Raw genomic sequence first — 22,673 nt, 5'->3', positions numbered from 1 at the left:
AATGATAAACAATAGAGAAAATATGTCTGTGAGCGAGCGTTTAATCAGCTCAAGGCAAAATCGGCAATTGGATGAAGTTCGGGGAAGAATGATTGTGACAGCGTGTGCCCTGATTATGATTGCGGCATCTGTTGCGATCACCATTTTCCTCGGCGTGAAGGGGCTGCAATCTTTTCTTGTAAATGGTGTAAGCCCAATTGAATTCTTAACGAGCTTAAATTGGAATCCTACAGATACTGATCCGAAATACGGAGTGCTGCCATTTATTTTTGGCTCATTTGCAGTAACGATTCTTTCTGCTCTAATCGCTGCGCCGCTTGGCATTGCAGGTGCGATTTTTATGACAGAGATTGCCCCGAATTGGGGAAAGAAAGTGTTGCAGCCGGTGATTGAGCTTTTAGTCGGTATTCCATCTGTTGTTTATGGATTCATAGGTCTTACAGTATTGGTGCCGTTTATCGCCCAGTTCAAATCGAGCGGAACAGGGCACAGTTTATTGGCGGGAACGATTGTCCTTTCCGTCATGATTCTGCCGACGATCACATCGATTTCTGCTGATGCAATGGCTTCTCTTCCGAAGAGTTTACGAGAGGGTTCTTACGCGCTTGGTGCGACAAGATGGCAGACGATCAGAAAAGTACTTGTGCCTGCAGCTTTTCCAACATTGATGACAGCTGTTGTGTTAGGCATGGCTCGGGCGTTCGGTGAAGCTTTGGCTGTTCAGATGGTCATTGGAAATACAAGAGTATTGCCGGAAAGCCTGTTTGACACTGCGGGAACGCTGACAACGATCATCACGCTGAATATGGGCCACACCACATACGGAAGCGTTGAAAACAATACGCTGTGGTCAATGGGGCTTGTGCTTCTGGTGATGTCATTCTTGTTCATCCTGCTTATTCGCTACTTGTCATCTAGGAGGAAAGTGTAATGAACCGCAAAATAACAGATAAACTGGCGACCGGAATGTTTGGTTTGTGTGCAGCCATTATCGCTGCCATTTTAGTAGGTTTGTTTTCCTATATTATTATAAACGGTGTTTCTCAGCTCAGTTTTCAATTTATTACAACAAAATCGAGCGCCATTGCAGCTGGAGGAGGCATACGAGATCAGCTGTTTAACTCCTTTTATATTTTGTTTATTACAATGCTGATTACAATCCCGCTCGGTGTGGGCGGCGGAGTCTTCATGGCTGAATACGCGCCTAATAACAAAGTAACTGACTTCATCAGAACATGTATAGAGGTGCTTTCATCTCTTCCGTCTATTGTCATTGGGATGTTTGGATTATTGATGTTTGTCAACTTAACAGGCTGGGGATATACGATCATAGGCGGAGCGCTTGCGTTAACTGTTTTTAACCTTCCTGTCATGGTGCGTGTGACAGAAGACGCGATCCGTTCAGTCCCTAAAGATCTGAAGGAAGCCTCTCTCGCTTTAGGTGTATCACGCTGGCATACCGTAAAAACAGTTTTAATTCCAAGTGCGATTCCTTCTATCATCACAGGAGCAATTTTAGCGTCAGGAAGGGTGTTCGGGGAAGCGGCCGCATTATTATTTACGGCAGGCCTGACAACACCGCGTCTTAATTTTACGGAGTGGAACCCGTTTTCGGAAACATCACCGCTTAATATTTTCAGGCCCGCTGAAACACTTGCGGTCCACATTTGGAACGTCAATACACAAGGAATGATTCCGGATGCTGAAGCGATTGCCAACGGTGGTTCTGCCGTGCTGGTGATTTCTGTTCTTGTGTTTAATCTCGCGGCGAGATGGCTTGGCACGATGATCTACAAAAAGCTTACGGCAAATTAGAACGGAAAGAGGCGAAAAACATGTCTGAACAAATGGTAAAAGAAAAACCTGAGCGAGCTGTTATTGTTCCGAAGCAGAATCACGTGCTTGAGGTCAAAGATCTGTCTATTTTTTACGGAAATAAACAAGCCGTTCATCATGTAAACATGGATATTGAAAAAAATGCGGTGACTGCTTTAATTGGGCCGTCGGGATGCGGAAAATCTACTTTTTTGAGAAATATTAACCGAATGAACGATTTAATTCCATCTGCAAGAGCGGAAGGTGAAATCCTTTATGAAGGATTAAATATATTGGGCGGCAATATTAACGTTGTCAGCTTGAGAAGAGAAATCGGAATGGTTTTTCAAAAACCAAATCCATTTCCGAAATCGATCTATGCGAATATCACACATGCATTGAAATATGCCGGAGAGCGGAATAAAGCTGTTTTAGATGAAATTGTGGAAGAAAGTTTAACAAAAGCGGCCCTCTGGGATGAGGTGAAGGATCGTTTACATTCATCCGCACTCTCGTTATCCGGCGGCCAGCAGCAGCGTTTATGCATCGCGAGAACACTTGCGATGAAGCCGGCTGTTCTTCTGCTTGATGAACCAGCTTCAGCGCTTGATCCGATTTCAAATGCGAAAATAGAGGAATTAATTACAGGATTGAAAAGAGAATACTCAATTATTATTGTCACGCACAATATGCAGCAGGCTCTGCGGGTTTCTGACCGGACGGCATTCTTTTTAAACGGCGAGCTTGTAGAATACGGACAGACCGAACAGATTTTCACGAGTCCGAAAAAGCAAAAGACAGAGGATTATATTAACGGGAAATTCGGATAGGAGGGCGGCAATGAGTATTGCTACCGAAGCTGTAATGAAACAGGAAGTCTATCAAGTCAATGGAATGAACTTATGGTATGGACGGCATCATGCTTTAAAAAATATCAATTTGAGCATTTATGAAAATGAGGTTACGGCGATTATCGGTCCATCCGGATGCGGGAAATCGACCTTTATCAAGACATTGAATTTAATGATTCAAATGACGCCGAATGTAAAGCTTGCAGGTGAGCTGAACTATAATGGCAGCAACATTTTAAAGGATAAAGTGGACATCGTGGATTTGCGAAAAAATATCGGCATGGTATTCCAAAAAGGGAATCCGTTTCCGCAATCTATTTTTGATAATGTGGCTTACGGACCGAGAGTCCACGGCACCAAAAATAAGAAGAAGCTTCAGGAAATTGTGGAAAAGTCATTAAAAGACGTGGCGTTATGGGATGAGGTGAAGGATCGATTGCATACGTCCGCTCTTTCGCTGTCAGGGGGCCAGCAGCAGCGTCTTTGCATCGCCAGAGCACTTGCGACCAATCCTGATATTTTGCTGATGGATGAACCGACATCTGCACTAGATCCAATCTCAACGAGAAAAATTGAAGAACTCATTCTAGAGCTGAAAAATAAATACACAATTGTCATTGTCACGCATAACATGCAGCAGGCAGCAAGGGTTTCTGATCAAACCGCCTTTTTCTACATGGGCGAGCTTGTTGAATGCGACAATACGAATAAAATGTTCTCTAACCCGAAGGACCAAAGAACGCTCGATTACATTTCAGGAAAGTTTGGATGAAAAAAACAGGCTGAGTCAGCCTGTTTTTTTATCGTGTTAACGTTTTTACGATCTTTTTGAAACTCATGTCTGATTTTACTTTAAACTCGCCGGCACGAATTTCTTTGTGATAGCCGGCATCAATGACATAGTCATTAAAGTCTTGAGCCGAAGAGATAATGCCCTCTTTTTCAAGAATAGCAGATACATCCGCAGTGCTCATGCCATCTTTAATTTTGAGCTTGTACGTTTTGACTTTGTCTGTTTTCGTGTCTGAGCTGCTGTCATCGGTCAACGATTTCTCTTTTGAATCAAGAAGTTTTTGATATTCATCACGGTTCACAGAAACCATTTTTTTAGAATCAAGGTAATTGTTCACGTCTTGTTCAGTTACTGTTTTATTATCTTTTACAGCAGCGACCTGGTCTTCGTCTGTCAGATAAAAAACAGCTGCAAGAACGGCTGTCGCTAAAATGATGCCGCCAGCAAATGCCTGAATGCCCCGTTTTGTCATACGAGCACCTTCTCATTATCTTTGATAATCGTATTCACGTCTTCCACTGATACATGCTCAGCTTTAGCAATCGCTTCAGCTGACATACCGTTATTATATTTAGAAAGTATTTGTTTAGCGATTTTTTGATTGATATCGTTCTGCTTTGATTTGCGAATGACAAGGTTTGTTTCCAGTAATTCTTCCTCAAGCACTGTCATTTTCTTTTTGAGCTTGTAAATTTCCTGCATCGCAGAAAGCTGCAGTGTTTCGAGCTCCTGTTCTACATCTTTCATCGGGTCTCTTTGAGAATATGAGAATGCAATTAGCGCTATACTGACGATAAACAACGCAATAATAGCAATTTCCACGTTTCATCACCTTCTATTCTTTTTTTATCCTTCTTTTTTATACCATAAAACCAATAGTTTCTAAAGGAATTCGCGAAAAAAACGAGATTTTGTCGAGAAATCTTTCTTCGCTTCTTCTTCATGTAATGGTTTAATAGGAACACGAAGTGAACGATTGGAAAGGAGAATGTTAGGAGTCCATGGATAAACACCCATTTCCCTATAATATACGACATAAGCTTTCCTTTTTTAGGGACACATTCGACATAATCATTCAAAACGCTCACACCTTGACCGTAAGCTGGGAAATCTCAGAAGAAACAATGCGGCTGGCTGAAGCGGTCCTTTTCGAAAAAACGCAGGATATGATAAAAGAATTGCGCATTGTCATCAAAAGAAAAGACATTGAAGCTGTCAGGACAAAACGCACAACTTATGATAAAGGAGAATGGACGATTAGACAGGCGGCTGGTGATGCTGTATATCGGGCTGAATACAGAATTGTGAATTCAATGAATGTCTCTCTCAAGCTTGCCGGTACAGACGACATCTATCTTGATGAAAATGGGATTCGTCATATAAACAGTTTTCAGATTGAAGAAGCGCACACCAGGTGGGAGGCGCAATTTTCTGCATACACCTGTTATGGGAGAGGGGAAAAAGAACGGTGAACATTCTCATGCTTTCACCCGAACATCCCGATGAGCCGAAAAGCGGGCTCGGTGTCCATTTAAACCGCCTCATTTCCTATTTAAAGCCTCATATCAACATTACAGTTTGTACTCCGAGCGGGCAGCTGTTTTCGTATGCGAAGTTTGAAGATTACATAGCTGATGCTAGCTTTACAATGGTTCGCCATGTGTTATCACACAATAAACGCTTTGATCTGATTCATGCCCATGATGACACAACTGCCCCTGCCGCCCAGTATTTGAAACAACGGCTTGGCCTTCCGCTTGCTGCGACAATCCACGGTCTTGAAAGCGAAAGGAAGAAGGTGTGCCGAGAAGCCCCACACCCATACAGGCTCAAGACCGAACGGCTCCTTATAGAATCCGCTGATGCATTGATCGTATTAAGCACATTTATGAAGCGGTCTCTTGATAAGGCGGCACATAAAAAAATAACCGTTATCCCAAGCCCTGCTTCTATGGAGAAAGAGAAGGGGAAAATCCAAAGAAGCATCAATAGAAGATTCCTCTTTTCATATGGAAGGTTTGTTCCGGAAAAAGGATTTTCGCAGCTGTTAAAGGTGTTTGCCATATTGAAGCAGCGTCAGCCAGACCTCTATCTAGTGCTGGCTGGGGAGGGGCCGTCTCTGTCCTGCTATGAGAAATTAGCTGCGGCATATAACCTGAAGGATCGCGTCATATTCCTGCCGTTTCTCAATTGGAAAGACATCAGAACGTTACTGTCTCACTGTGAAATGGCTGTTTTCCCTAGTTCTTATGAACCGTTTGGGCTTGCCGCGCAAGAAAGCATGGAACAAGGTGTGCTGACTGTCGTTTCTCAGTCGGGTGGTTTTTGTGACTATGCCGTTCATGACAAAACGGCAGTCATCGCTGATTTTACGCTCGTACAGGACGCGGCTGATCTGCTGGACAGCTTTTTAAAAGACCGGGAAAAAGCCCGCCGGATAAAAGAAGCTGGCAGACAACAAGTGTTCAAGCTCCACCACCCCCGACTCATTATGTCATCATATTTGCAGCTTTATGAGCGTATCTTCAATAATTCAGCAATTCATTGAAAAACAGCCTAGCATTCCGTCCATTATAGTGGTATTATATATAAGTCTGAATAAGTAAATGATTTTAGTTTGGAGGGAAAATAATGCGCGTTAATATTACTTTGGCTTGCACTGAATGTGGTGAGCGTAACTATATTTCTAAAAAGAACAAACGCAACAATCCAGACCGCGTTGAATTTAAAAAATATTGCCCACGTGATAAAAAATCTACGTTACACCGTGAAACAAAATAACAGCCTTGCTGTTTGAGGTGTAAGAAAAAAGCCAGAGCTTTGAAAAAGGTTCTGGCTTTTTTTCTATTCCGAGGGGGGATGAGAGATGAAATCACAATTAAGAAAAAAGACGCTGGAGGCACTGTCTGCTTTATCAAATGAAGATCTGCTTCAAAAAACGGAACGTATGTATAAGTACTTGTTTTCTCTGCCGGAGTGGCAAAATGCCGGCACCATTGCGGTCACCATCTCCAGAGGATTAGAGATACCGACGCGTCCTGTCATTGAGCAGGCTTGGGAAGAAGGGAAACAAGTTTGCATCCCAAAATGCCATCCGGACACGAAGAAAATGCAATTTCGGACATATAAGACCGATGATCAGCTCGAAACCGTTTACGCCGGACTGCTCGAGCCGGTAATTGAAAAAACAAAAGAAGTAAACCCATCACAAATTGACTTGGTGATCGTTCCAGGTGTTTGTTTTGATGTTAACGGGTTTAGGGTCGGCTTTGGAGGCGGCTATTATGATCGCTATTTAAGTGCATATGAAGGGAAGACAGTCTCTTTGCTTTTGGAGTGCCAGCTGTTTGCGCACGTACCCAGTCTGCCGCATGACATCCCGGTACATAAGCTGATAACAGAGGATCGGATCATTTCTTGTTTTTCATAACTTTCCTGCCCCTGATTCGAGAATAAATAAGGCAGAATAACAAATCCTATTGGCAGGAGGGATATCATGAAAAAACTTTTGATATATGCCATTTTCGCTGTTTCTGCCGTCATGTTTTATCAAAATCGCTACCGTCTTATGAATACTGTACTCAGCCAGCCAGGAATCAGGCGGTCTTTTATCCATTTGTTTTTAAGAATTCCATTTATCCGCAATAAGTTTATACAACAAGCTTTCTAAAATCCCGTGAAAAACGGGATTTTTTGCTTTCAGTAGGCGTTTCGGAGCGCTAGCTGTTATAATGAAAAAAAACTATTGGAGCGGTAAACATGTTTTTGCTGGAGTATACATATTGGAAAATTGCGGCGCACCTGGTGAATAACGGGTATGGCGTCATACAAGCCGGTGAGTCAGATGAAATATGGCTGGAAGCGCCGGACAAGTCCTCTCATGATCTAGTTCGTCTTTATAAGCACGATCTTGATTTCCGTCAAGAAATGGTTAGAGACATCGAAGAGCAGGCCGAACGAGTAGAACGAGTCAGACATCAATTGGGCAGACGAAGGATGAAGCTGCTGAATGTGTTTTTTTCAACGGAAGCCCCTGTTGATGACTGGGAAGAGATTGCAAAAAAAACTTTTGAGAAGGGAACTGTGTCAGTTGAGCCGGCGATCGTTAGAGGAACGATGCTTCGAGATGATCTTCAAGCGGTTTTTCCATCATTTCGTCCAGAAGATTGTACAGAGGAACACGCTTCGTTTGAAGACGCGCAAATGGCGCGAGAACGCTTCCTTTCGCTAGTGCTGAAACAAGAAGAACAGAGAAAAACTGAAGCGGCGGTTTTTCAAAACGGAAAACCGATTTTTACATATTTATTTATTGCGCTTCAGATCCTGATGTTTTTCTTGCTCGAAATAAACGGAGGCAGCACTAATACGGAGACGCTGGTCGCTTTTGGAGCAAAAGAAAACAGCCTGATTGCAGCAGGAGAATGGTGGCGGCTTCTGACACCGATCGTGCTTCACATCGGCATAGCGCATTTAGCTTTTAATACGCTGGCTTTATGGTCGGTTGGTACAGCGGTTGAGCGGATGTATGGATCGGGCAGGTTTTTGCTGATTTACCTGGCTGCTGGCATTACGGGTTCGATTGCGAGTTTTGTGTTCAGCCCGTATCCTTCGGCAGGCGCATCAGGAGCCATATTCGGATGCTTAGGCGCATTACTGTATGTTGCTTTGTCCAATCGAAAAATGTTTTTAAGAACCATAGGAACCAATATTATTGTCATTATTATCATCAATCTGGGCTTTGGTTTTGCGGTTTCGAATATTGATAATTCAGGACATATCGGCGGCTTGATTGGCGGCTTTTTCGCTGCAGCGGCATTGGGGTTGCCCAAAGCCAGAGCCTTTGGAAAAAGATTGTTGTCAGCGGTTTTGCTGATTGCTTTGGCTGCCGGATTTTTATATTACGGATTGCATTCGCCTTCACACCAGGAGTCAGCGCTGATTCAGCAGGCAAGCGAGCTGTATCAGGAAGGAAAGTATGAAGAAGTAACAGAATTGCTGAACGGAGAAGCAGCGCAAAAAGATGCCTCTGCCGATCTTTTGAAAATTCTTGCTGTATCTGATATTCAAATCGGCGAATATGATCAGGCGGTTTTCCTTTTGGAACGAGCGGTGAAAAAAGAACCTAAAGACCATGCTTCCTATTACAATTTAGCCTTATTGTATGCGGAAAAAAATGAGCTTGCACAAGCAGAAAAGGCCATCAGGCTGGCTTTAAAATTGGAGCCGAAGGAGCAGCGCTACAAGGAGCTGCAGCAACAAATTGAAAACAATAAAGAATCATAAAGGTGGAATATGGAAAGGAGGCTGGCTTTTTTGTCAGCGTTTTCTTCTTGACTGACCGCTTCCTTATGAATACGCTTATGGTAGTTAAGTTCAAGAAATGGTGAGGAAAATGAATACATTTTATGATGTGCAGCAGCTGTTAAAAACGTTTGGCCACATTGTTTATTTTGGAGACAGAGAGCTTGAAATTGAGTTTATGCTGGATGAATTAAAGGAATTATACATGAACCACATGATTGAAAAGGAGCAGTGGGCCAGAGCGGCAGCTGTCCTTCGAAAAGAATTAGAACAAACAAAAAACGGAAGAGATTTTTATAAAGGCTAAGGTGATAAAAATGGACGAGATATGGTTTGCGGGCATTGACCTGGGAGGAACGACGATTAAACTCGCTTTTATTAATCAATATGGCGAAATTCAGCATAAGTGGGAAGTTCCGACTGATAAAACCGGCGACACGATTACTGTCACAATTGCAAAAACTATCGACAGCAAGCTGGATGAGCTGCAAAAACCGAAGCACATCATCAAATACATCGGAATGGGTGCACCAGGCCCTGTAGATATGGCGGCAGGAGTTGTTTACGAAACAGTAAATCTAGGGTGGAAAAATTATGCTTTGAAAAACCATCTGGAGACAGAAACCGGCATCCCAGCTGTTATAGAAAATGACGCGAATATTGCTGCGCTCGGGGAAATGTGGAAGGGAGCGGGTGATGGCGCAAAAGACGTCATTCTCGTGACGCTTGGCACAGGAGTTGGCGGCGGCATCATTGCAAATGGTGAAATTGTACATGGCATAAATGGCGCCGGCGGAGAAATCGGCCATATTTGCAGCATCCCTGAAGGCGGAGCGCCCTGCAACTGCGGCAAAACGGGCTGTATCGAAACAATTGCGTCAGCAACCGGAATTGTAAGAATTGCAAAAGAAAAAATAGCAAATGCTAAAAAGACGACACGTTTAAAAGCAACCGAACAATTGTCAGCGCGGGATGTATTTGAAGCGGCCGGTGAAAACGATGAAATTGCCCTTGAGGTGGTTGATTATGTAGCCAAGCACCTTGGTTTGGTGCTCGGAAATTTGGCAAGCTCGCTTAATCCGTCCAAAATCGTTCTTGGCGGCGGCGTATCGAGAGCCGGAGAATTGCTGAGATCAAAAGTCGAGAAAACATTCCGCAAATGCGCGTTTCCGCGGGCAGCCCAAGCTGCTGATATTTCAATCGCAGCACTTGGAAATGATGCCGGCGTTATCGGAGGCGCTTGGATCGCTAAAAATGAATGGCTGAAACATCAAAATTGTTAAATTTGTGTAAATGAAATTGATTTTTTGTTGTGCTCAGGTTAAGATTTAATTTGATGTGTTAATGAGAATGTTGGGAATAGACTGATTTTTTTGAGCGTGCTGCATAGGAGGTTGAAATGCGAAAAACGTTTTTTTCGAAGATTTCATTTATGCTGATTGCCATTTTATTGATGTGGCTGAAAACGTATGCTGTTTACAAAACCAGTTTTCATATTAAAATCGACAATCTAACACAGGAATTTATTCTGTTTATCAACCCATTGAGTTTTTTGTTGCTTATTTTTGGCCTCAGCCTGTTTTTAAAAGGCAAAAACAGAAATCGCTACATTATCGCGATGAGCTGTCTTGTCACGTTTGTATTGCTGGCAAATATGGTTTTTTACCGTTTTTACAATGATTTCTTAACAATCCCTGTTCTTTTTCAAACGAGCAATATGGGTGATCTCGGAAGCAGCATCGGAACACTTCTTGAGCCGACAGACCTCCTATTAGCTGTGGATATTGCGGTTTTAATATGGCTTCACATCCGGCAAAAAGCTTTTCAATCGGACATTCCCTCAACGAAAAATGAACGGGCGGCTTATTTTTTGTTCGTTGCTTCTGTTTATTTCTTCAACCTGGGCTTGTCTGAGGCGGAAAGACCCCAGCTATTGACACGCTCATTTGACAGAGAAATGCTTGTTAAAAACATTAGCCTGTTTAATTTTCATATTTACGATGGCGTTCTTCAGTCAAAGCAATCCGCACAGAGAGCGTTGGCAGACAGCAACAGCCTAACGGAAATTGAAAACTACGTAACCGCTAATGCGAAGGATGCCAACAAACGCTTATTCGGCGCTGCAAAAGGAAGGAACGTCATTCTCGTATCCTTAGAGTCGACGCAAAGCTTCGTGATTAATGAAAAATTGAATGGAGAAGAAATCACGCCTTTTCTGAATGACTTTATAAAACAGAGCTACAACTTTAATAATGTTTACCACCAAACAGGCCAGGGGAAAACCTCGGATTCTGAATTTATCGTGGACAATTCACTGTATCCGCTTGGACGAGGTGCCGTGTTTTTTACGAATGCGGGCAATCAATATATGGCCGCTCCTGAAATTTTGAAAAACAGCGGATACTATTCAGCGGTCCTCCACGCTAATAATAAGAGCTTTTGGAATCGTGATTTAATGTACGACTCATTTGGATATGATTCGTTTTTTGATATTAACTCGTATGATGTAACTGACGAAAATTCAGTCGGCTGGGGACTTAAGGATAAAGAATTTTTTGAGCAGTCTTCAGAGCTGATGAAAAATCTGCCTCAGCCGTTTTACTCGAGGCTGATTACACTGACGAACCACTTCCCGTTTGATCTTGATGAAGAGGATCAATTGATTGATGAATATGATTCAAGCAGCCAGACGCTAAATAAATATTTTCCGACAGTGCGTTATCAGGATGAGGCGCTAAAACGGTTTATCGAAAAGCTGAAGGAAGACGGGTTATACGACAACTCTGTTATTGTATTATATGGTGACCATTATGGTATATCAGAAAACCATAATGAAGCGATGGGGCAGTTTTTAGGAAAAGAAATAACTCCATTTGAAGAGGTACAGCTCCAAAAAGTGCCGCTGGTCATTCATATTCCGGGTATTACTGATAAAAAGCCGCAAACCATTGAAACAGTAGGCGGGCAGATTGATATTAGGCCGACGCTGATGAATCTTTTAGGGATTGATACGAAAGATCAAATTCAATTCGGCAACGATCTGCTTTCAGACGAAAAACTGGACTTTGCGGTGCTCCGGGACGGGAGCTTTATCACAGATCAGGTTGTTTATACAGACGGTGCGTGTTATGACAAAGAGACGGGAAAACCGTTAGAAGAGACAAAACAATGTGAAGCATTTGCTGATAAAGCAAAACAGGAGCTATCACTTTCTGATGAAATCATTTATGGGGATTTGTTGCGATTTTATGATCAGAAAAGGCTGGACAATTCGTCAAAACGGAAAGAAAAACAAATGCTTGATCAGGCATCGTAATCACAATGTCTCCCGCGTCAAAGTGAGCGGGAGGCTTTCTTTTTTTAAATACGCTGTCATATAGTAACAAAAAGGGGGATGATGATGGCGTTTATTACTGTGAAACCTGAGATCAAGAACAATTTGGCCAATGTGGCGAAAGAACTGAAGATAGACGAGGAATTGCTTAAAAGTGCAAATCGCTCCGCACAAAAACATCAATTGTATTGCCCTGGTTATGTGATAGAGGAGCATAGCGGCAAAGAGCTTCAAACCATTCAGGACATAAAGGGCTTTTTACAGCCTCGGCAGCTGAAACTTTCAGATAGCTGGATTGAGCAAGAGAAAATCTATGATGATTCAGCTGTTGAAAAGGAAATAAAGAAGATTATTGATGTTTTTCCGTTTGTCTCATGCCGGGAAATTGGCCGTTCTGTACTCGGCAGGCCTATCTGGGAGCTGAAGGCTGGTGGGGAGCATGCCGTAAAAAAGGTCCATATGAACGCGTCATTTCATGCGAATGAGTGGATTACAACGTCTGTCCTGCTAAAATGGTTTAAGGAATACTGTATGTCATTATGCTGCAATTCGCCTTTCTTTGGCTTTTCTCCCATGAAGCTGTTTAACAGCACATCCTTATCCCTCGTTCCTCTTGTCAATCCGGATGGCGTTGATCTTGTTTTAAACGGATCAGAAGTCATGGGAGCCAGAAGAGATGAGCTCGAAAGGCTAAATGAACATCGTCCGAATTTTAATGAATGGAAGGCGAATATAAACGGGGTTGATTTAAATAAACAATTTCCATCATTATGGGAAATTGAAAAATACCGAAAACCGACAGCACCCAGCTACCGCGATTTTCCGGGAATCTCTCCGCTTACGGAGCCGGAATCTATTGCGATGTACCGGCTGATCACGGAGAATCCGCCTGACAGACTGCTGGCTCTTCATACTCAAGGAGAAGAAATTTATTGGGGCTATAAAGGCCTTGAGCCTGAGGAATCTGCTGCCGTCATAAAGGATTTTGAGGAGTTAAGCGGGAACATTTATAAGGGAGTAAGGGATATAGACAGCTATGCTGGATTTCGAGATTGGTTTATTCACTATTATTTTAAGGAAGGGTATACGGTGGAACTTGGAAAAGGCCAAAATCCTTTGCCGTTTCAGCAGTTTTCACACATATATAACGCAACAAGCGGCATCTTGTGGAGGGCGTTATTTTTTCATGAGTAACTGAAACTTTTTATTTTTTCTGCCGAAGCAAATATGAGAGAATAAAGATGATCGGAGGGGAATGCTGATGAGATCAGTTTGTTTTATTCTGCTGGCGGTATTGCTGTTTAGTTTATCGGCATGCGAACCATCTCATCAGCAGCAAAAACAGGCATCGGCGGCAAAAGATGAGAAAAAAGACATCATACCGCTTTCCGCGGAAAAAGCGGATGGGGCGGAAGGCTGGCTGAATAACAGCACAATATTATATACTGCGTCTAATCCGACGAAAACAGAGCTTTTTGCGTACCGCATCTTTACAGGCAAAGCGAAAAAGCTCTATCAAACGGATGGTCAAATCGTTGATGTTCAAATCAATGCGAGGGAGCAGATGATTCTGCTGCAAATCACACATAGCCAAAAGACGGCAGTGGTTTTGCTTAATGCAGAAGGAGAGACGCTTTACGAAAAAGATTACGAAACGTATGAGCTTGAAGCTGCTTGGAATCAGTATGATCCTTATCAAATGATGGTGACGGAATTCAATGAAAACTGGAATTTCCATACATATCAGGTGAATGCTAAAAAAGACGAATCTTTCTTAAGCCCAGTACAGGTTCCGTTCATTCATTGGACATCCAAAAATACATTTGATTATGTAAAAGAGGGAAGAGACGATAAAACAGGGCCTTTATATACGTTCGATACAGCTTCTAAGACGGAACAGAAGCTTGAGGATAACGTTCTATTCTTCGATTCTTTCCATCAAATGAGTTTTACTGTCAAATCAGCTTCCGGAGGAAAAGGGACGTATCAGTTTAAAACGCCGCAATCAACATCACCTGTTACAGCGAAATGGCCGCTCCAAGCGAAATATACAAGTTTGGCTCCAATGGAGTATGACTATGATGAAGCAGGAGGCCTGTTTTATACATTCAAACAAAGCGGCGATGCATATAAGCTCGCAGCAATCAATGTAGCATCGGGAGAGACAAAAGATCTTGTGTCTCTGCGGGAAATGGAGCCGATTCAAATATCTCCGAACGGGAAATATGCGTTATACGGCTTTCATTTTGAGCAAATTATTTTATTGAAATCACATGAAACGAAGCAACTCATCATTGATCAAAAGGAGATGGAATAACGATGGCTATCGCAGATGTAACCATTATCCCAATCGGTACGGAAACACCCAGTGTCAGTGCTTACGTAGCCGATGTGCAAAAGATATTAGAAGGATATCAAGCAGAAGGGAAAATCAAATATCAGCTGACACCGATGAATACGCTGATCGAGGGAGAACTCAGTGACCTTTTTGCAGTCATTCAGGCAATTCACGAAGCGCCATTTCAAAAAGGATTGCACAGAGTGGCAACGAATATCCGTATCGATGACAGGCGTGACAAAAAAACGACGCTTGAGAGCAAAATAGAAAGTGTCAATAAACATTTACAGCCATAAAAATAAACCTGTATCCGATCGGATACAGGTTTTAATGTGCGGTTGGATACCCGCTGTTTATTACGGTCATCACGGTAAACCATCCAAAGACAAATAAGGTGGCACCGGCTAATAAAAACCCGAGTATATTTTTATTTCTAACAGAACGCAAGACTCCCCATAAAGCGAAAAGAGCGACAAGGCCGAAAATCACGACAAGTAACATAACACAGCCCCCTTTACATTGAAAAACCTGCAATTCTTTCCAGTTTTATTCTACCTGTTTTTTATAGGTTTGTCGATAGCGTTTTCATTGCGATTGTTTGAATCTTTTTTTAAAAACCCTCATAATAAGAGCATAAAAAAGAAAGAGGTGATAATAGTGAAATGGAGACGAATGCCAGTAGGGCCGATTCAAGCGAACGCATATTTTCTCATCAGTGATGATCAATGCCTGATTTTTGATCCGGGCGGCGAGGGACATAAAATCAATCAATACATAAAAGAAAAAGGGCTGACGCCTTTAGCCATTTTGCTTACACATGCCCATTTTGACCATATTGGGGCGCTTGATGAAGTGAGAGAAAAATGGGATATTCCTGTTTACCTGCATCAAAATGAAAAAAATTGGCTTACGGATGCTTCTTTAAACGGCTCCGGCATGCTGCGAGGGATAGAAGTGACAGCTAAGCCTGCAGATCATCTAATTGAAGGCGACGGTGAGTTGAATATCGGGCCGTTTCATTTGGAAACATTATTTACGCCGGGACATTCACCAGGCAGTGTGTCTTACTACGTGAAAGATGCAGACTTGGTTATCTCCGGAGATGTCTTGTTCCAAGGCGGTATAGGACGTACGGATTTAATAGGCGGCAATCAAGAGACGCTGCTGACGTCCATTCATGAAAAACTGCTTACGCTTCCGGAACACACGCTGGTGTTAAGCGGCCATGGACCTGAAACAGACGTACTGACTGAGCAGGACCAAAATCCGTTTTTAAATGGGTTTTCATTGTAAAAAAAGAGACAAACCGATAAGGTTTGTCTCTTTCTGCATTTAATGGCCTCCGCCGCCGGGCACCATAATAAAAATTGAGTAATATGTAAAGCCGGCGAAGAAAATTGTTAAATAAGCGCCAAAAATATAAATATACATGCGTTCGGTTAAGTTCAAATACGATAGAAACACAAATAAGATCGTCTGTCCAAAAAATAAAAGGGAAGCATCTTTCATATCACCTAAATAAAACATGACTGCAAAAATTCCCGTCCAAAATCCTAACACCCGGAACATGCGATTCATTTTTATCCCCTCCCGAGAGTCCCTCTGACTGTTATTATAATAGATCACACCTAGAAATGTAAACATTTTCATTATTGATATACAAATGGAATTTGTCCCTTTGATTGTGTTTTCTATTGTATGAATGTTTTTTAAAAAATAATCCGAAAAAAGTTCTGTAAATGGTTTAAATGAAAAATGATCCGGGTAGTTATTCTACAAAGAGATGGTTAACTGAGGAGGAAAAAACGAATGGAACAACAATTAACTTTTTACTCATATCCAAGCTGCACGTCATGCCGAAAAACAAAACATTGGCTTAAAGCACATCAAATTGAATTTAACGAACGGCACTTATTCAGAGAAACCCCGACAAGAGAAGAATTAAAGTACATTTTATCGTTAACGACAGAAGGAATTGATGAAATTTTGGCGACAAGAAGCCAGACTTTCAAAAATTTAAATTTAAACATTGAAGAAATGACGGTAAATGAGGTGCTGGAACTTTTAATCGAGAAGCCGAAGCTTTTGCGACGCCCGATTCTAGTAGACAACAAAAAGCTGGTGATTGGTTATAACCCGGGAGAACTGTTGAAGTTATCGAAGAAGAAAACGGTTCATCAATCTGCATGATGAAAAACCGAAGATCCGCTGATTTATTCGAATCAGCTTGTCTTCGGTTTTTCACCTGTTCAGAAACTGGGCTAGCTGGATTCGAACCAACGATCACGGAGTCAAAGTCCATTGCCTTACCGCTTGGCTATAGCCCATTGAATCTAAACATAGTATGTGTAAAGGCAGACGCGTTATACATATATAGCGTACATTTTTCAAAAACAGGAGGTAGCTCATTAAGATGATAGCTCTTGATCAGCACTTAACAGAGCACAAAGAAGATATCACACAACAATGGCTGGAAGTTTGCACATCAACAGGCAGCTGGCTGTATTCAGCGAAAGATCAGCAAAAACTAGAACAAAAGTTAAAAGACCAGCATGAATTATTGGTGACCATCGTAGCAAAATCCCTTAGAAAAGAAGACGTAGAGGATGAGCTCAACAGGTGGTCTCTTCAATGCGCCAGAGACCGTGCCGTTCATGAAGTGACGGTTACACAAAGTGTCGGCCAGTTTAACACTTTCAGGCACATCATGTTTGAATGGATTCATAAATTCAGCGAAGCTTCTTCTCAAGACATCAGCATTCAGGAATTTTATGAGTGGAGCCGGATCTTGAATCAAAACATTGATGAGATCATCGAAGTATTTACGGAAGAATATCACCAGGTGACCATGATACAATTAAACGCGCAAAAAGAAATGATTAATGAATTGAGTGCGCCGATTATGCCGATTACTGATGGAATTGGGATTCTTCCGCTTGTCGGTGAAATTGATACGCACAGAGCGAGGACGATTTTGGAGTCTGTGCTGGAGCAGTGCTCAGCGTTAAAGCTCTCGTATTTATTTTTAGATATTTCGGGCGTTCCTATCGTTGATACCATGGTAGCCTATCAAATTTTTAAAGTGATTGACAGCACCAAATTGCTCGGCATTGAGACGATTATTTCAGGAATCAGGCCGGAAATTGCCCAAACTGTCGTGAAGCTGGGTCTGGATTTTTCGAATGTGAAAACCGAGCAAAGTCTTGCTAAAGCCCTGGCCAATAAAGGGTTTAAAATAAAAGAGTGTTGATGCCTTTGCCATGTTTATCTTGAAAGATAGCAGCTGAACAGCCTTTCACGGGCTATTCAGCTTTTTTTAACTTCTATAAATAAAATGTGATGGCTGTTGATGTCTTTTACCTTAAAAGAGTAGCCATCATATTCTATGGTACTTTCAGGCTCAGCGTCTATGTTTTGTGTCAAAAACCAGCCGCCCAAGGTGTCTACTTCAGCGTCTGATAAATCAGTTCCAAGCAGGCTGTTAACATCGCTGATTAATAATTTTGCATTTAACAAGTAATGATCCTTTCCAAGTTCGCGGATATGAGGCACTTCATCCGCATCAAATTCATCACGGATTTCTCCTACAATTTCTTCGATAATATCCTCGACAGTGACCAAACCGGACGTTCCGCCATATTCATCTATGAGGATCGCCATATGAGTGCGTTCCTTTTGCATTTTCAGCAATAGTTTATAAATAGGAATCGTCTCAATGACATGGATAACGGGCTGTACGAAAGGTTCAATTTGATGCTTCTTGATTGAAAAATCTTTCGTCAGCATGGAAAACAGCACTTCTTTCATATTAATCACGCCAATAACGTTATCTTTATCCTCTCTTACAACTGGGTACCGTGTATATTTTGTTTGCTTGACTGTTTCCTGAAGATTTGAAATGGAGTCTTCATCTAGTGACAAACTGACCATTTCATTTCGCGGCACCATAATTTCCTTTGCCATTCGTTTATCAAAGGTGAAGATATTATTCATGTACTTTAATTCACTTTTTCTGATCTCGCCGCTTTTATAGCTTTCAGCCAAGAGGACCCGAAGTTCTTCCTCTGTATATGCCAGCTCGTGCTCTGATGCCGGCTTCAGCCCAAACACTCCTGTAATCAATCGGGCAGAGTGGTTCAACAGCCAAATGAATGGAAACATGATCTTATAAAACCAAATAAGCGGTTTAGCGAACAACAAGGTAATGCTTTCTGCTTTTTGAATGGCGAAACTCTTTGGAGCCAGCTCCCCAATAACGACATTTAAATACGTAACCACTAAAAATGCGATGACGAGTGAAAGTAGGTGGGTAAGCGATTCATTTAAGCCTGCTTTATGAAAAAGCGGTCGAAGCAGAGTTTGCACAGTCGGTTCCCCAAGCCATCCCAGTCCTAAAGCTGCGACTGTGATGCCCAGCTGACAGGCTGATAAATATTCATCAAGGTGAGTGATGACATGCTTTGCCGCTTTAGCACCTTTCTTTCCTTTTGCGACAAGCTGATCAATTTTGGATCGCCGCACTTTTACGATTGAAAATTCTACGGCAACAAAAAATCCTGTTAACAAAATGAGAATAGCGACTGCTAGTAAATTGACAAATTCCAAAACAACTGCCTTCTCCAAGGAAGGCATGCACCTCCCTTTTCCGATGTCTTTCTACATTCCATACCACCTGAAAATGCTCATAAAACATGTGTTGAAGCGGCAGATTGGTTTAGTGACGCGGTTATTGGGCAATTAAAGAATAAAGAACAAAAGTTTGGAGGAGCTTGATATGAAGGCACATACGGGAAAGGATTGGTTTTGGTACCAAATGGGGCCTCAAGAAAGAAGTAAGGCAAGGGATCTAATCCATTTTTCTCACTGGCCTCAGTGTGAAAAGTGGTTTGAAAATAACCATCACGTTAATTTTTTGCGAGTAGATACAACTGAAACGGAAAATGAAGCGGTATTTGGGTCGATTGTTTATGATCAGGGGCTTGGTGAAGAAAAAGATCATACTGTTTTTCACTTTTATATCACCAGACAATATTTTTTTACAATCAACTTTGATTTTTCGATTTTGAGAGAGATTAAAGGAAAAGAAGTTGTTCGGCAAATGGAAAGAGCGGACAATGCGATAGAGGGGTTTTTAATTCTTCTCGGCGAACTAATGAATGCGTATTTAATCGGTGTTGATGAATTTGAAGTAAAGCTGAGAAAGCTCAGATGGCAAATTAAAGACGACAATAGCAAAAGCATTTTAAACCGCGTCCATCTCCTGCGCCATGAACTGATGATTTGGAAAAATTTAATATTAAGCGCCAAAAAAATTGAAATGGCGTTGAAAGAAACCTTTTTACCTCAAAATGAAGGGAAAAAGGATTATCAGCGGACACAACTGAAAATTGACAGGGGATTTACATACATCAGCGAATTTGAAGGGGAGCTTAACAATCTGCTGCATTCAGAGGAAGTCATTACCTCACACAGGGGGAATGAAATTGTAAAAGCACTGACCATTTTCACGACGCTTTTTACGCCGATTACAGCTCTGGGTGCCTTATGGGGGATGAACTTTTCAGTGATGCCGGAACTGAATTGGAAATACGGATATCTTTTTTCTCTCTTATTGATTGTCGCATCTACAGTCCTGATCTATCTCTATTTGAGGAAAAAAGGCTGGACGGGAGATATGCTGCAGGAGCGGAAGAAGAAAAAGAAACCTCGAAAAAGGCGGACTCTATAGGATGTTTCATATTTTGTGCAGCGTGCCCCGCTTTTTCACCAGACATATCAGGGTGACCGGATACGATGTCAAGGCGCTTATGACAGAGCATCAAATCCACAGTTTATCGATTCTTGAAAATGACCAAATGACCGGTATTGTTGCATTAGGCGACCTTTCCGTTGAGAAAGATACTGGTCAAAAAGCGAAAACAGCATAATGAAAATGGAATCAAGCAGGCATGGTGACCATGTCTGCTTTTTTATTATTGGGAAAATCATAATGAAAGGGGCACATTCAGTTGAAAGTTTTTTTTCTTGCCAGAAAGAATTGGTTTTTCAGCATATAACATCTCACAAAATCACGTTTTCCCTGTTTGATTACCTTTTCTTCTTTTTCTACAATATGCGTTGAAAGGAGAGGGAATCAAATTGGATTCAATAGAAAAGGTAAGCAAAAACTTGATTGAAGAGGCATATCTAACAAAGGCTTCTGATATTCACATCGTGCCGAGGGAGCGGGACGCTATCATTCATTTTCGGGTCGATCATGCCTTGCTGAAAAAAAGGGACATGAAAAAAGAAGAGAGCGTAAGACTGATTTCACATTTTAAATTTCTTTCAGCAATGGATATAGGTGAAAGGCGAAAGCCGCAAAACGGTTCGCTTACGTTAAAGCTGAAAGAGGGAAATGTTCATTTAAGAATGTCAACGCTGCCCACAATTAATGAAGAAAGCCTCGTGATCAGAGTGATGCCCCAATACAATATCCCTTCGATTGATAAATTGTCGCTATTTCCGAAGACAGGAGCCACATTACTCTCGTTTTTAAAACATTCCCATGGCATGCTCATTTTTACCGGGCCAACTGGTTCAGGGAAGACTACCACATTATACTCTCTCGTTCAATATGCAAAAAAACACTTTAATCGAAATATTGTCACATTAGAGGACCCTGTTGAAACAAGGGACGAAGATGTTCTTCAGGTTCAGGTGAATGAAAAAGCCGGTGTAACTTATTCCGCAGGTCTGAAAGCAATTTTGCGCCATGACCCCGATATGATTATTTTAGGTGAGATCAGAGACGCGGAAACAGCTGAAATTGCGGTGCGGGCAGCGATGACGGGACATCTGGTACTAACGAGCCTTCATACGAGAGACGCAAAGGGCGCAATTTACAGACTGCTTGAATTCGGTATCAATATGAATGAAATCGAACAGACTGTCATTGCAATAGCGGCTCAGCGCTTGGTTGATTTGGCTTGCCCGTTTTGTGAAAACGGATGTTCATCAGTGTATTGCCGACAGTCACGAAATACTAGGAGAGCTAGCGTTTATGAGCTTCTATACGGGAAAAATCTTCAGCAATGTATCCAGGAGGCAAAAGGAAATCATGCAAATTACCAATATCAAACGCTTCGTCAAATTATCAGAAAAGGAATTGCGCTCGGCTATTTAACGACAAACAACTATGACCGGTGGGTTTATCATGAAAAAGATTAGAAAAGTCTGGTTGTTAAAGGATCAAGCGAGGTTATTAAAGAGGCTCGGTGAAATGACTGCGGGCGGATATACACTTCTGGATGGATTACGCCTGATGGAACTTCAGATGAATAAGAGGCAGGCTGCTGACTTGACTGATTCGGTCACTTGTTTGAGGGAAGGGGCTCCGTTTTATCAAGTACTAAAGAGTTTGTCATTTCATAAGGAAGCCGTAGGTATTTGTTATTTTGCTGAAACACATGGTGAACTGCCTGCTTCAATGATCCAGAGCGGAGAGCTGCTGGAACGAAAAATTGCACAGGCAGACCAGCTGAAAAGAGTGCTGCGCTATCCGCTTTTCCTCATCTTTACGGTCGCTGTCATGTTTTATATGTTACAGTCCATCATCATTCCTCAGTTTTCCGGTATCTATCAATCGATGAATATGGAAACCTCACGTTCAACCGATATGCTTTTTGCTTTTTTTCAGCATATTGATCTTGTGATCATTTTGCTTGTTCTTTTTACAGCAGGTATCGGGATTTATTATTGGCTTGTGTTTAAGAAAAAATCACCTGCCCGGCAAATGCTGATTTGTATCAGGATTCCTTTGGTTGGAAAGCTTGTCAAGCTGTTTAACAGCTACTTTTTTTCTTTGCAGCTAAGCAGTCTTTTAAAATCAGGCCTCTCAATTTATGACAGCCTTAATGCATTTAAACATCAAACGTTTCTCCCTTTCTACCGCTGCGAGGCTGAACAATTGATTGAACGGCTAAAAGCCGGTGAGTCAATTGAATCCGCTATTTGTGGAAGCCCTTTTTATGAAACTGATTTATCAAAAGTCATATCTCACGGCCAGCTGAGCGGCCGATTGGATCGGGAGCTTTTCACATACAGCCAATTCATATTACAGCGGCTGGAACACAAAGCGCAAAAATGGACAGGCATCCTTCAGCCAATGATTTATGGATTTGTTGCAGCGATGATCTTACTTGTGTATTTATCTATGCTTGTGCCTATGTATCAGATGATGAATCAAATGTGAAAGGAAGA

The 22,673-nt window shown here is 41.9% G+C and carries 28 protein-coding genes and 1 tRNA gene; 23 read left to right on the top strand and 6 right to left on the bottom strand.

Going from position 1 to position 22,673, the window contains the following annotated elements; translation table 11 throughout:
- Position 1: 1 nt before the first annotated feature.
- The 4 genes from pstC to pstB (NSQ83_RS12640) are packed head-to-tail and all read left to right on the top strand — an operon-like array spanning position 2 to position 3,438.
- Complete coding sequence (gene pstC / locus NSQ83_RS12655; protein WP_015714268.1) at positions 2–931, top strand: phosphate ABC transporter permease subunit PstC; 930 nt, start codon at positions 2–4, stop codon at positions 929–931.
- Positions 931–1,815, top strand: coding sequence for a phosphate ABC transporter permease PstA (pstA, locus tag NSQ83_RS12650; RefSeq protein WP_003230103.1), 885 nt, complete (start codon positions 931–933; stop codon positions 1,813–1,815). The genes pstC and pstA overlap by 1 nt, the downstream gene beginning before the upstream one ends.
- Before the next feature lie 20 nt (positions 1,816–1,835).
- Positions 1,836–2,645: a phosphate ABC transporter ATP-binding protein PstB gene (pstB, locus tag NSQ83_RS12645; RefSeq protein ID WP_015384102.1), complete on the top strand. Its 810-nt coding sequence runs from the start codon at positions 1,836–1,838 to the stop codon at positions 2,643–2,645.
- Positions 2,646–2,655: 10 nt separating this feature from the next.
- Positions 2,656–3,438 carry a phosphate ABC transporter ATP-binding protein PstB gene (gene pstB, locus NSQ83_RS12640; RefSeq protein ID WP_198878628.1) on the top strand — a complete coding sequence of 261 codons (783 nt, stop codon included), beginning with the start codon at positions 2,656–2,658 and terminating at the stop codon, positions 3,436–3,438.
- A gap of 28 nt (positions 3,439–3,466) precedes the next feature.
- On the opposite strand, the gene NSQ83_RS12635 is transcribed toward pstB (NSQ83_RS12640), so the two are convergent.
- Entirely contained in the window at positions 3,467–3,931 is a 465-nt protein-coding gene (locus NSQ83_RS12635; protein WP_015251702.1) for an endolytic transglycosylase MltG, read from the bottom strand.
- Positions 3,928–4,281 carry a hypothetical protein gene (locus tag NSQ83_RS12630; RefSeq protein WP_003245993.1) on the bottom strand — a complete coding sequence of 118 codons (354 nt, stop codon included), beginning with the start codon at positions 4,279–4,281 and terminating at the stop codon, positions 3,928–3,930. The genes NSQ83_RS12635 and NSQ83_RS12630 overlap by 4 nt, the downstream gene beginning before the upstream one ends.
- A 179-nt stretch (positions 4,282–4,460) precedes the next feature.
- Between NSQ83_RS12630 and NSQ83_RS12625 the strand changes: the two genes are divergently transcribed.
- From NSQ83_RS12625 to NSQ83_RS12570, 12 genes are all read left to right on the top strand, one after another.
- Positions 4,461–4,931: a hypothetical protein gene (locus tag NSQ83_RS12625; RefSeq protein ID WP_009967744.1), complete on the top strand. Its 471-nt coding sequence runs from the start codon at positions 4,461–4,463 to the stop codon at positions 4,929–4,931.
- Entirely contained in the window at positions 4,928–6,007 is a 1,080-nt protein-coding gene (locus NSQ83_RS12620; protein WP_198878629.1) for a glycosyltransferase family 4 protein, read from the top strand. Before NSQ83_RS12625 ends, NSQ83_RS12620 begins: the two co-directional genes overlap by 4 nt.
- 83 nt (positions 6,008–6,090) lie before the next feature.
- The gene (gene rpmG, locus NSQ83_RS12615; RefSeq protein ID WP_003153056.1) at positions 6,091–6,240 is read left to right on the top strand and encodes a 50S ribosomal protein L33; all 150 of its coding nucleotides are present in this window, start codon (positions 6,091–6,093) and stop codon (positions 6,238–6,240) included.
- An 85-nt stretch (positions 6,241–6,325) separates the two neighbouring features.
- On the top strand, positions 6,326–6,889 hold the full coding sequence (locus tag NSQ83_RS12610) for a 5-formyltetrahydrofolate cyclo-ligase (RefSeq protein ID WP_046160591.1): 564 nt from the start codon (positions 6,326–6,328) through the stop codon (positions 6,887–6,889).
- A gap of 66 nt (positions 6,890–6,955) precedes the next feature.
- Positions 6,956–7,129 carry a hypothetical protein gene (locus NSQ83_RS12605; protein ID WP_003230126.1) on the top strand — a complete coding sequence of 58 codons (174 nt, stop codon included), beginning with the start codon at positions 6,956–6,958 and terminating at the stop codon, positions 7,127–7,129.
- Between the two features lie 89 nt (positions 7,130–7,218).
- Positions 7,219–8,742 (top strand): rhomboid protease YqgP, encoded by a 1,524-nt coding sequence (gene yqgP / locus NSQ83_RS12600; RefSeq protein WP_198878630.1) that lies wholly within the window; start codon positions 7,219–7,221, stop codon positions 8,740–8,742.
- A gap of 109 nt (positions 8,743–8,851) precedes the next feature.
- On the top strand, positions 8,852–9,067 hold the full coding sequence (locus tag NSQ83_RS12595) for a YqgQ family protein (protein WP_004399107.1): 216 nt from the start codon (positions 8,852–8,854) through the stop codon (positions 9,065–9,067).
- A 10-nt stretch (positions 9,068–9,077) separates the two neighbouring features.
- Positions 9,078–10,043, top strand: a complete 966-nt coding sequence (gene glcK, locus NSQ83_RS12590; protein WP_003230132.1) for a glucose kinase GlcK — start codon at positions 9,078–9,080, stop codon at positions 10,041–10,043.
- Between the two features lie 116 nt (positions 10,044–10,159).
- Positions 10,160–12,076, top strand: a complete 1,917-nt coding sequence (locus NSQ83_RS12585; protein ID WP_072175544.1) for an LTA synthase family protein — start codon at positions 10,160–10,162, stop codon at positions 12,074–12,076.
- 81 nt (positions 12,077–12,157) lie between these two features.
- A complete protein-coding gene (locus NSQ83_RS12580) occupies positions 12,158–13,288 on the top strand; it encodes a M14 family metallocarboxypeptidase (RefSeq protein ID WP_198878707.1) in 1,131 nt (376 codons plus the stop codon).
- Between the two features lie 61 nt (positions 13,289–13,349).
- The gene (locus tag NSQ83_RS12575) at positions 13,350–14,411 is read left to right on the top strand and encodes a hypothetical protein (protein WP_198878631.1); all 1,062 of its coding nucleotides are present in this window, start codon (positions 13,350–13,352) and stop codon (positions 14,409–14,411) included.
- Positions 14,412–14,413: 2 nt separating this feature from the next.
- Positions 14,414–14,728, top strand: a complete 315-nt coding sequence (locus NSQ83_RS12570; protein WP_003230139.1) for an MTH1187 family thiamine-binding protein — start codon at positions 14,414–14,416, stop codon at positions 14,726–14,728.
- 31 nt (positions 14,729–14,759) lie between these two features.
- Here NSQ83_RS12570 and NSQ83_RS12565 read toward each other — a convergent pair whose 3' ends face one another.
- Positions 14,760–14,933 (bottom strand): DUF2759 family protein, encoded by a 174-nt coding sequence (locus NSQ83_RS12565; RefSeq protein WP_003230141.1) that lies wholly within the window; start codon positions 14,931–14,933, stop codon positions 14,760–14,762.
- Positions 14,934–15,089: 156 nt separating this feature from the next.
- On the opposite strand from NSQ83_RS12565, the gene NSQ83_RS12560 reads away from it, so the two are divergent.
- On the top strand, positions 15,090–15,725 hold the full coding sequence (locus tag NSQ83_RS12560; protein ID WP_088467263.1) for an MBL fold metallo-hydrolase: 636 nt from the start codon (positions 15,090–15,092) through the stop codon (positions 15,723–15,725).
- Between the two features lie 39 nt (positions 15,726–15,764).
- Here the strand turns inward: NSQ83_RS12560 and NSQ83_RS12555 are convergent, their stop codons facing one another.
- Positions 15,765–16,010: a DUF2626 domain-containing protein gene (locus NSQ83_RS12555; RefSeq protein ID WP_003226300.1), complete on the bottom strand. Its 246-nt coding sequence runs from the start codon at positions 16,008–16,010 to the stop codon at positions 15,765–15,767.
- Positions 16,011–16,241: 231 nt separating this feature from the next.
- Between NSQ83_RS12555 and mgsR the strand changes: the two genes are divergently transcribed.
- A complete protein-coding gene (gene mgsR, locus NSQ83_RS12550; protein WP_003230147.1) occupies positions 16,242–16,622 on the top strand; it encodes a transcriptional regulator MgsR in 381 nt (126 codons plus the stop codon).
- Positions 16,623–16,688: 66 nt separating this feature from the next.
- Here mgsR and NSQ83_RS12545 read toward each other — a convergent pair.
- Positions 16,689–16,759, bottom strand: a tRNA-Gln gene (locus NSQ83_RS12545).
- Positions 16,760–16,845: 86 nt separating this feature from the next.
- Between NSQ83_RS12545 and rsbRD the strand changes: the two genes are divergently transcribed.
- Positions 16,846–17,682 carry an RsbT co-antagonist protein RsbRD gene (gene rsbRD, locus NSQ83_RS12540; protein ID WP_015714260.1) on the top strand — a complete coding sequence of 279 codons (837 nt, stop codon included), beginning with the start codon at positions 16,846–16,848 and terminating at the stop codon, positions 17,680–17,682.
- A 56-nt stretch (positions 17,683–17,738) separates the two neighbouring features.
- Here rsbRD and NSQ83_RS12535 read toward each other — a convergent pair whose 3' ends face one another.
- Entirely contained in the window at positions 17,739–19,064 is a 1,326-nt protein-coding gene (locus NSQ83_RS12535) for a hemolysin family protein (RefSeq protein WP_198878632.1), read from the bottom strand.
- 142 nt (positions 19,065–19,206) lie between these two features.
- Here NSQ83_RS12535 and corA point away from each other — a divergent pair, with 142 nt between their 5' ends.
- From corA to comGB, 4 genes are all read left to right on the top strand, one after another.
- On the top strand, positions 19,207–20,160 hold the full coding sequence (gene corA / locus NSQ83_RS12530; RefSeq protein WP_198878633.1) for a magnesium transporter CorA: 954 nt from the start codon (positions 19,207–19,209) through the stop codon (positions 20,158–20,160).
- 1 nt (position 20,161) lies between these two features.
- Positions 20,162–20,359, top strand: coding sequence for a hypothetical protein (locus tag NSQ83_RS12525; protein ID WP_129134319.1), 198 nt, complete (start codon positions 20,162–20,164; stop codon positions 20,357–20,359).
- Between the two features lie 211 nt (positions 20,360–20,570).
- The gene (gene comGA / locus NSQ83_RS12520) at positions 20,571–21,641 is read left to right on the top strand and encodes a competence protein ComGA (RefSeq protein ID WP_129134318.1); all 1,071 of its coding nucleotides are present in this window, start codon (positions 20,571–20,573) and stop codon (positions 21,639–21,641) included.
- Positions 21,628–22,665 carry a comG operon protein ComGB gene (comGB, locus tag NSQ83_RS12515; protein ID WP_044052501.1) on the top strand — a complete coding sequence of 346 codons (1,038 nt, stop codon included), beginning with the start codon at positions 21,628–21,630 and terminating at the stop codon, positions 22,663–22,665. Before comGA ends, comGB begins: the two co-directional genes overlap by 14 nt.
- Positions 22,666–22,673 lie beyond the last annotated feature (8 nt).

The organism is Bacillus sp. PS217, from assembly GCF_037963535.1.
GTDB classification, from domain to species: domain Bacteria; phylum Bacillota; class Bacilli; order Bacillales; family Bacillaceae; genus Bacillus; species Bacillus subtilis.
This window is presented reverse-complemented; position numbering and strand designations above follow the sequence as displayed.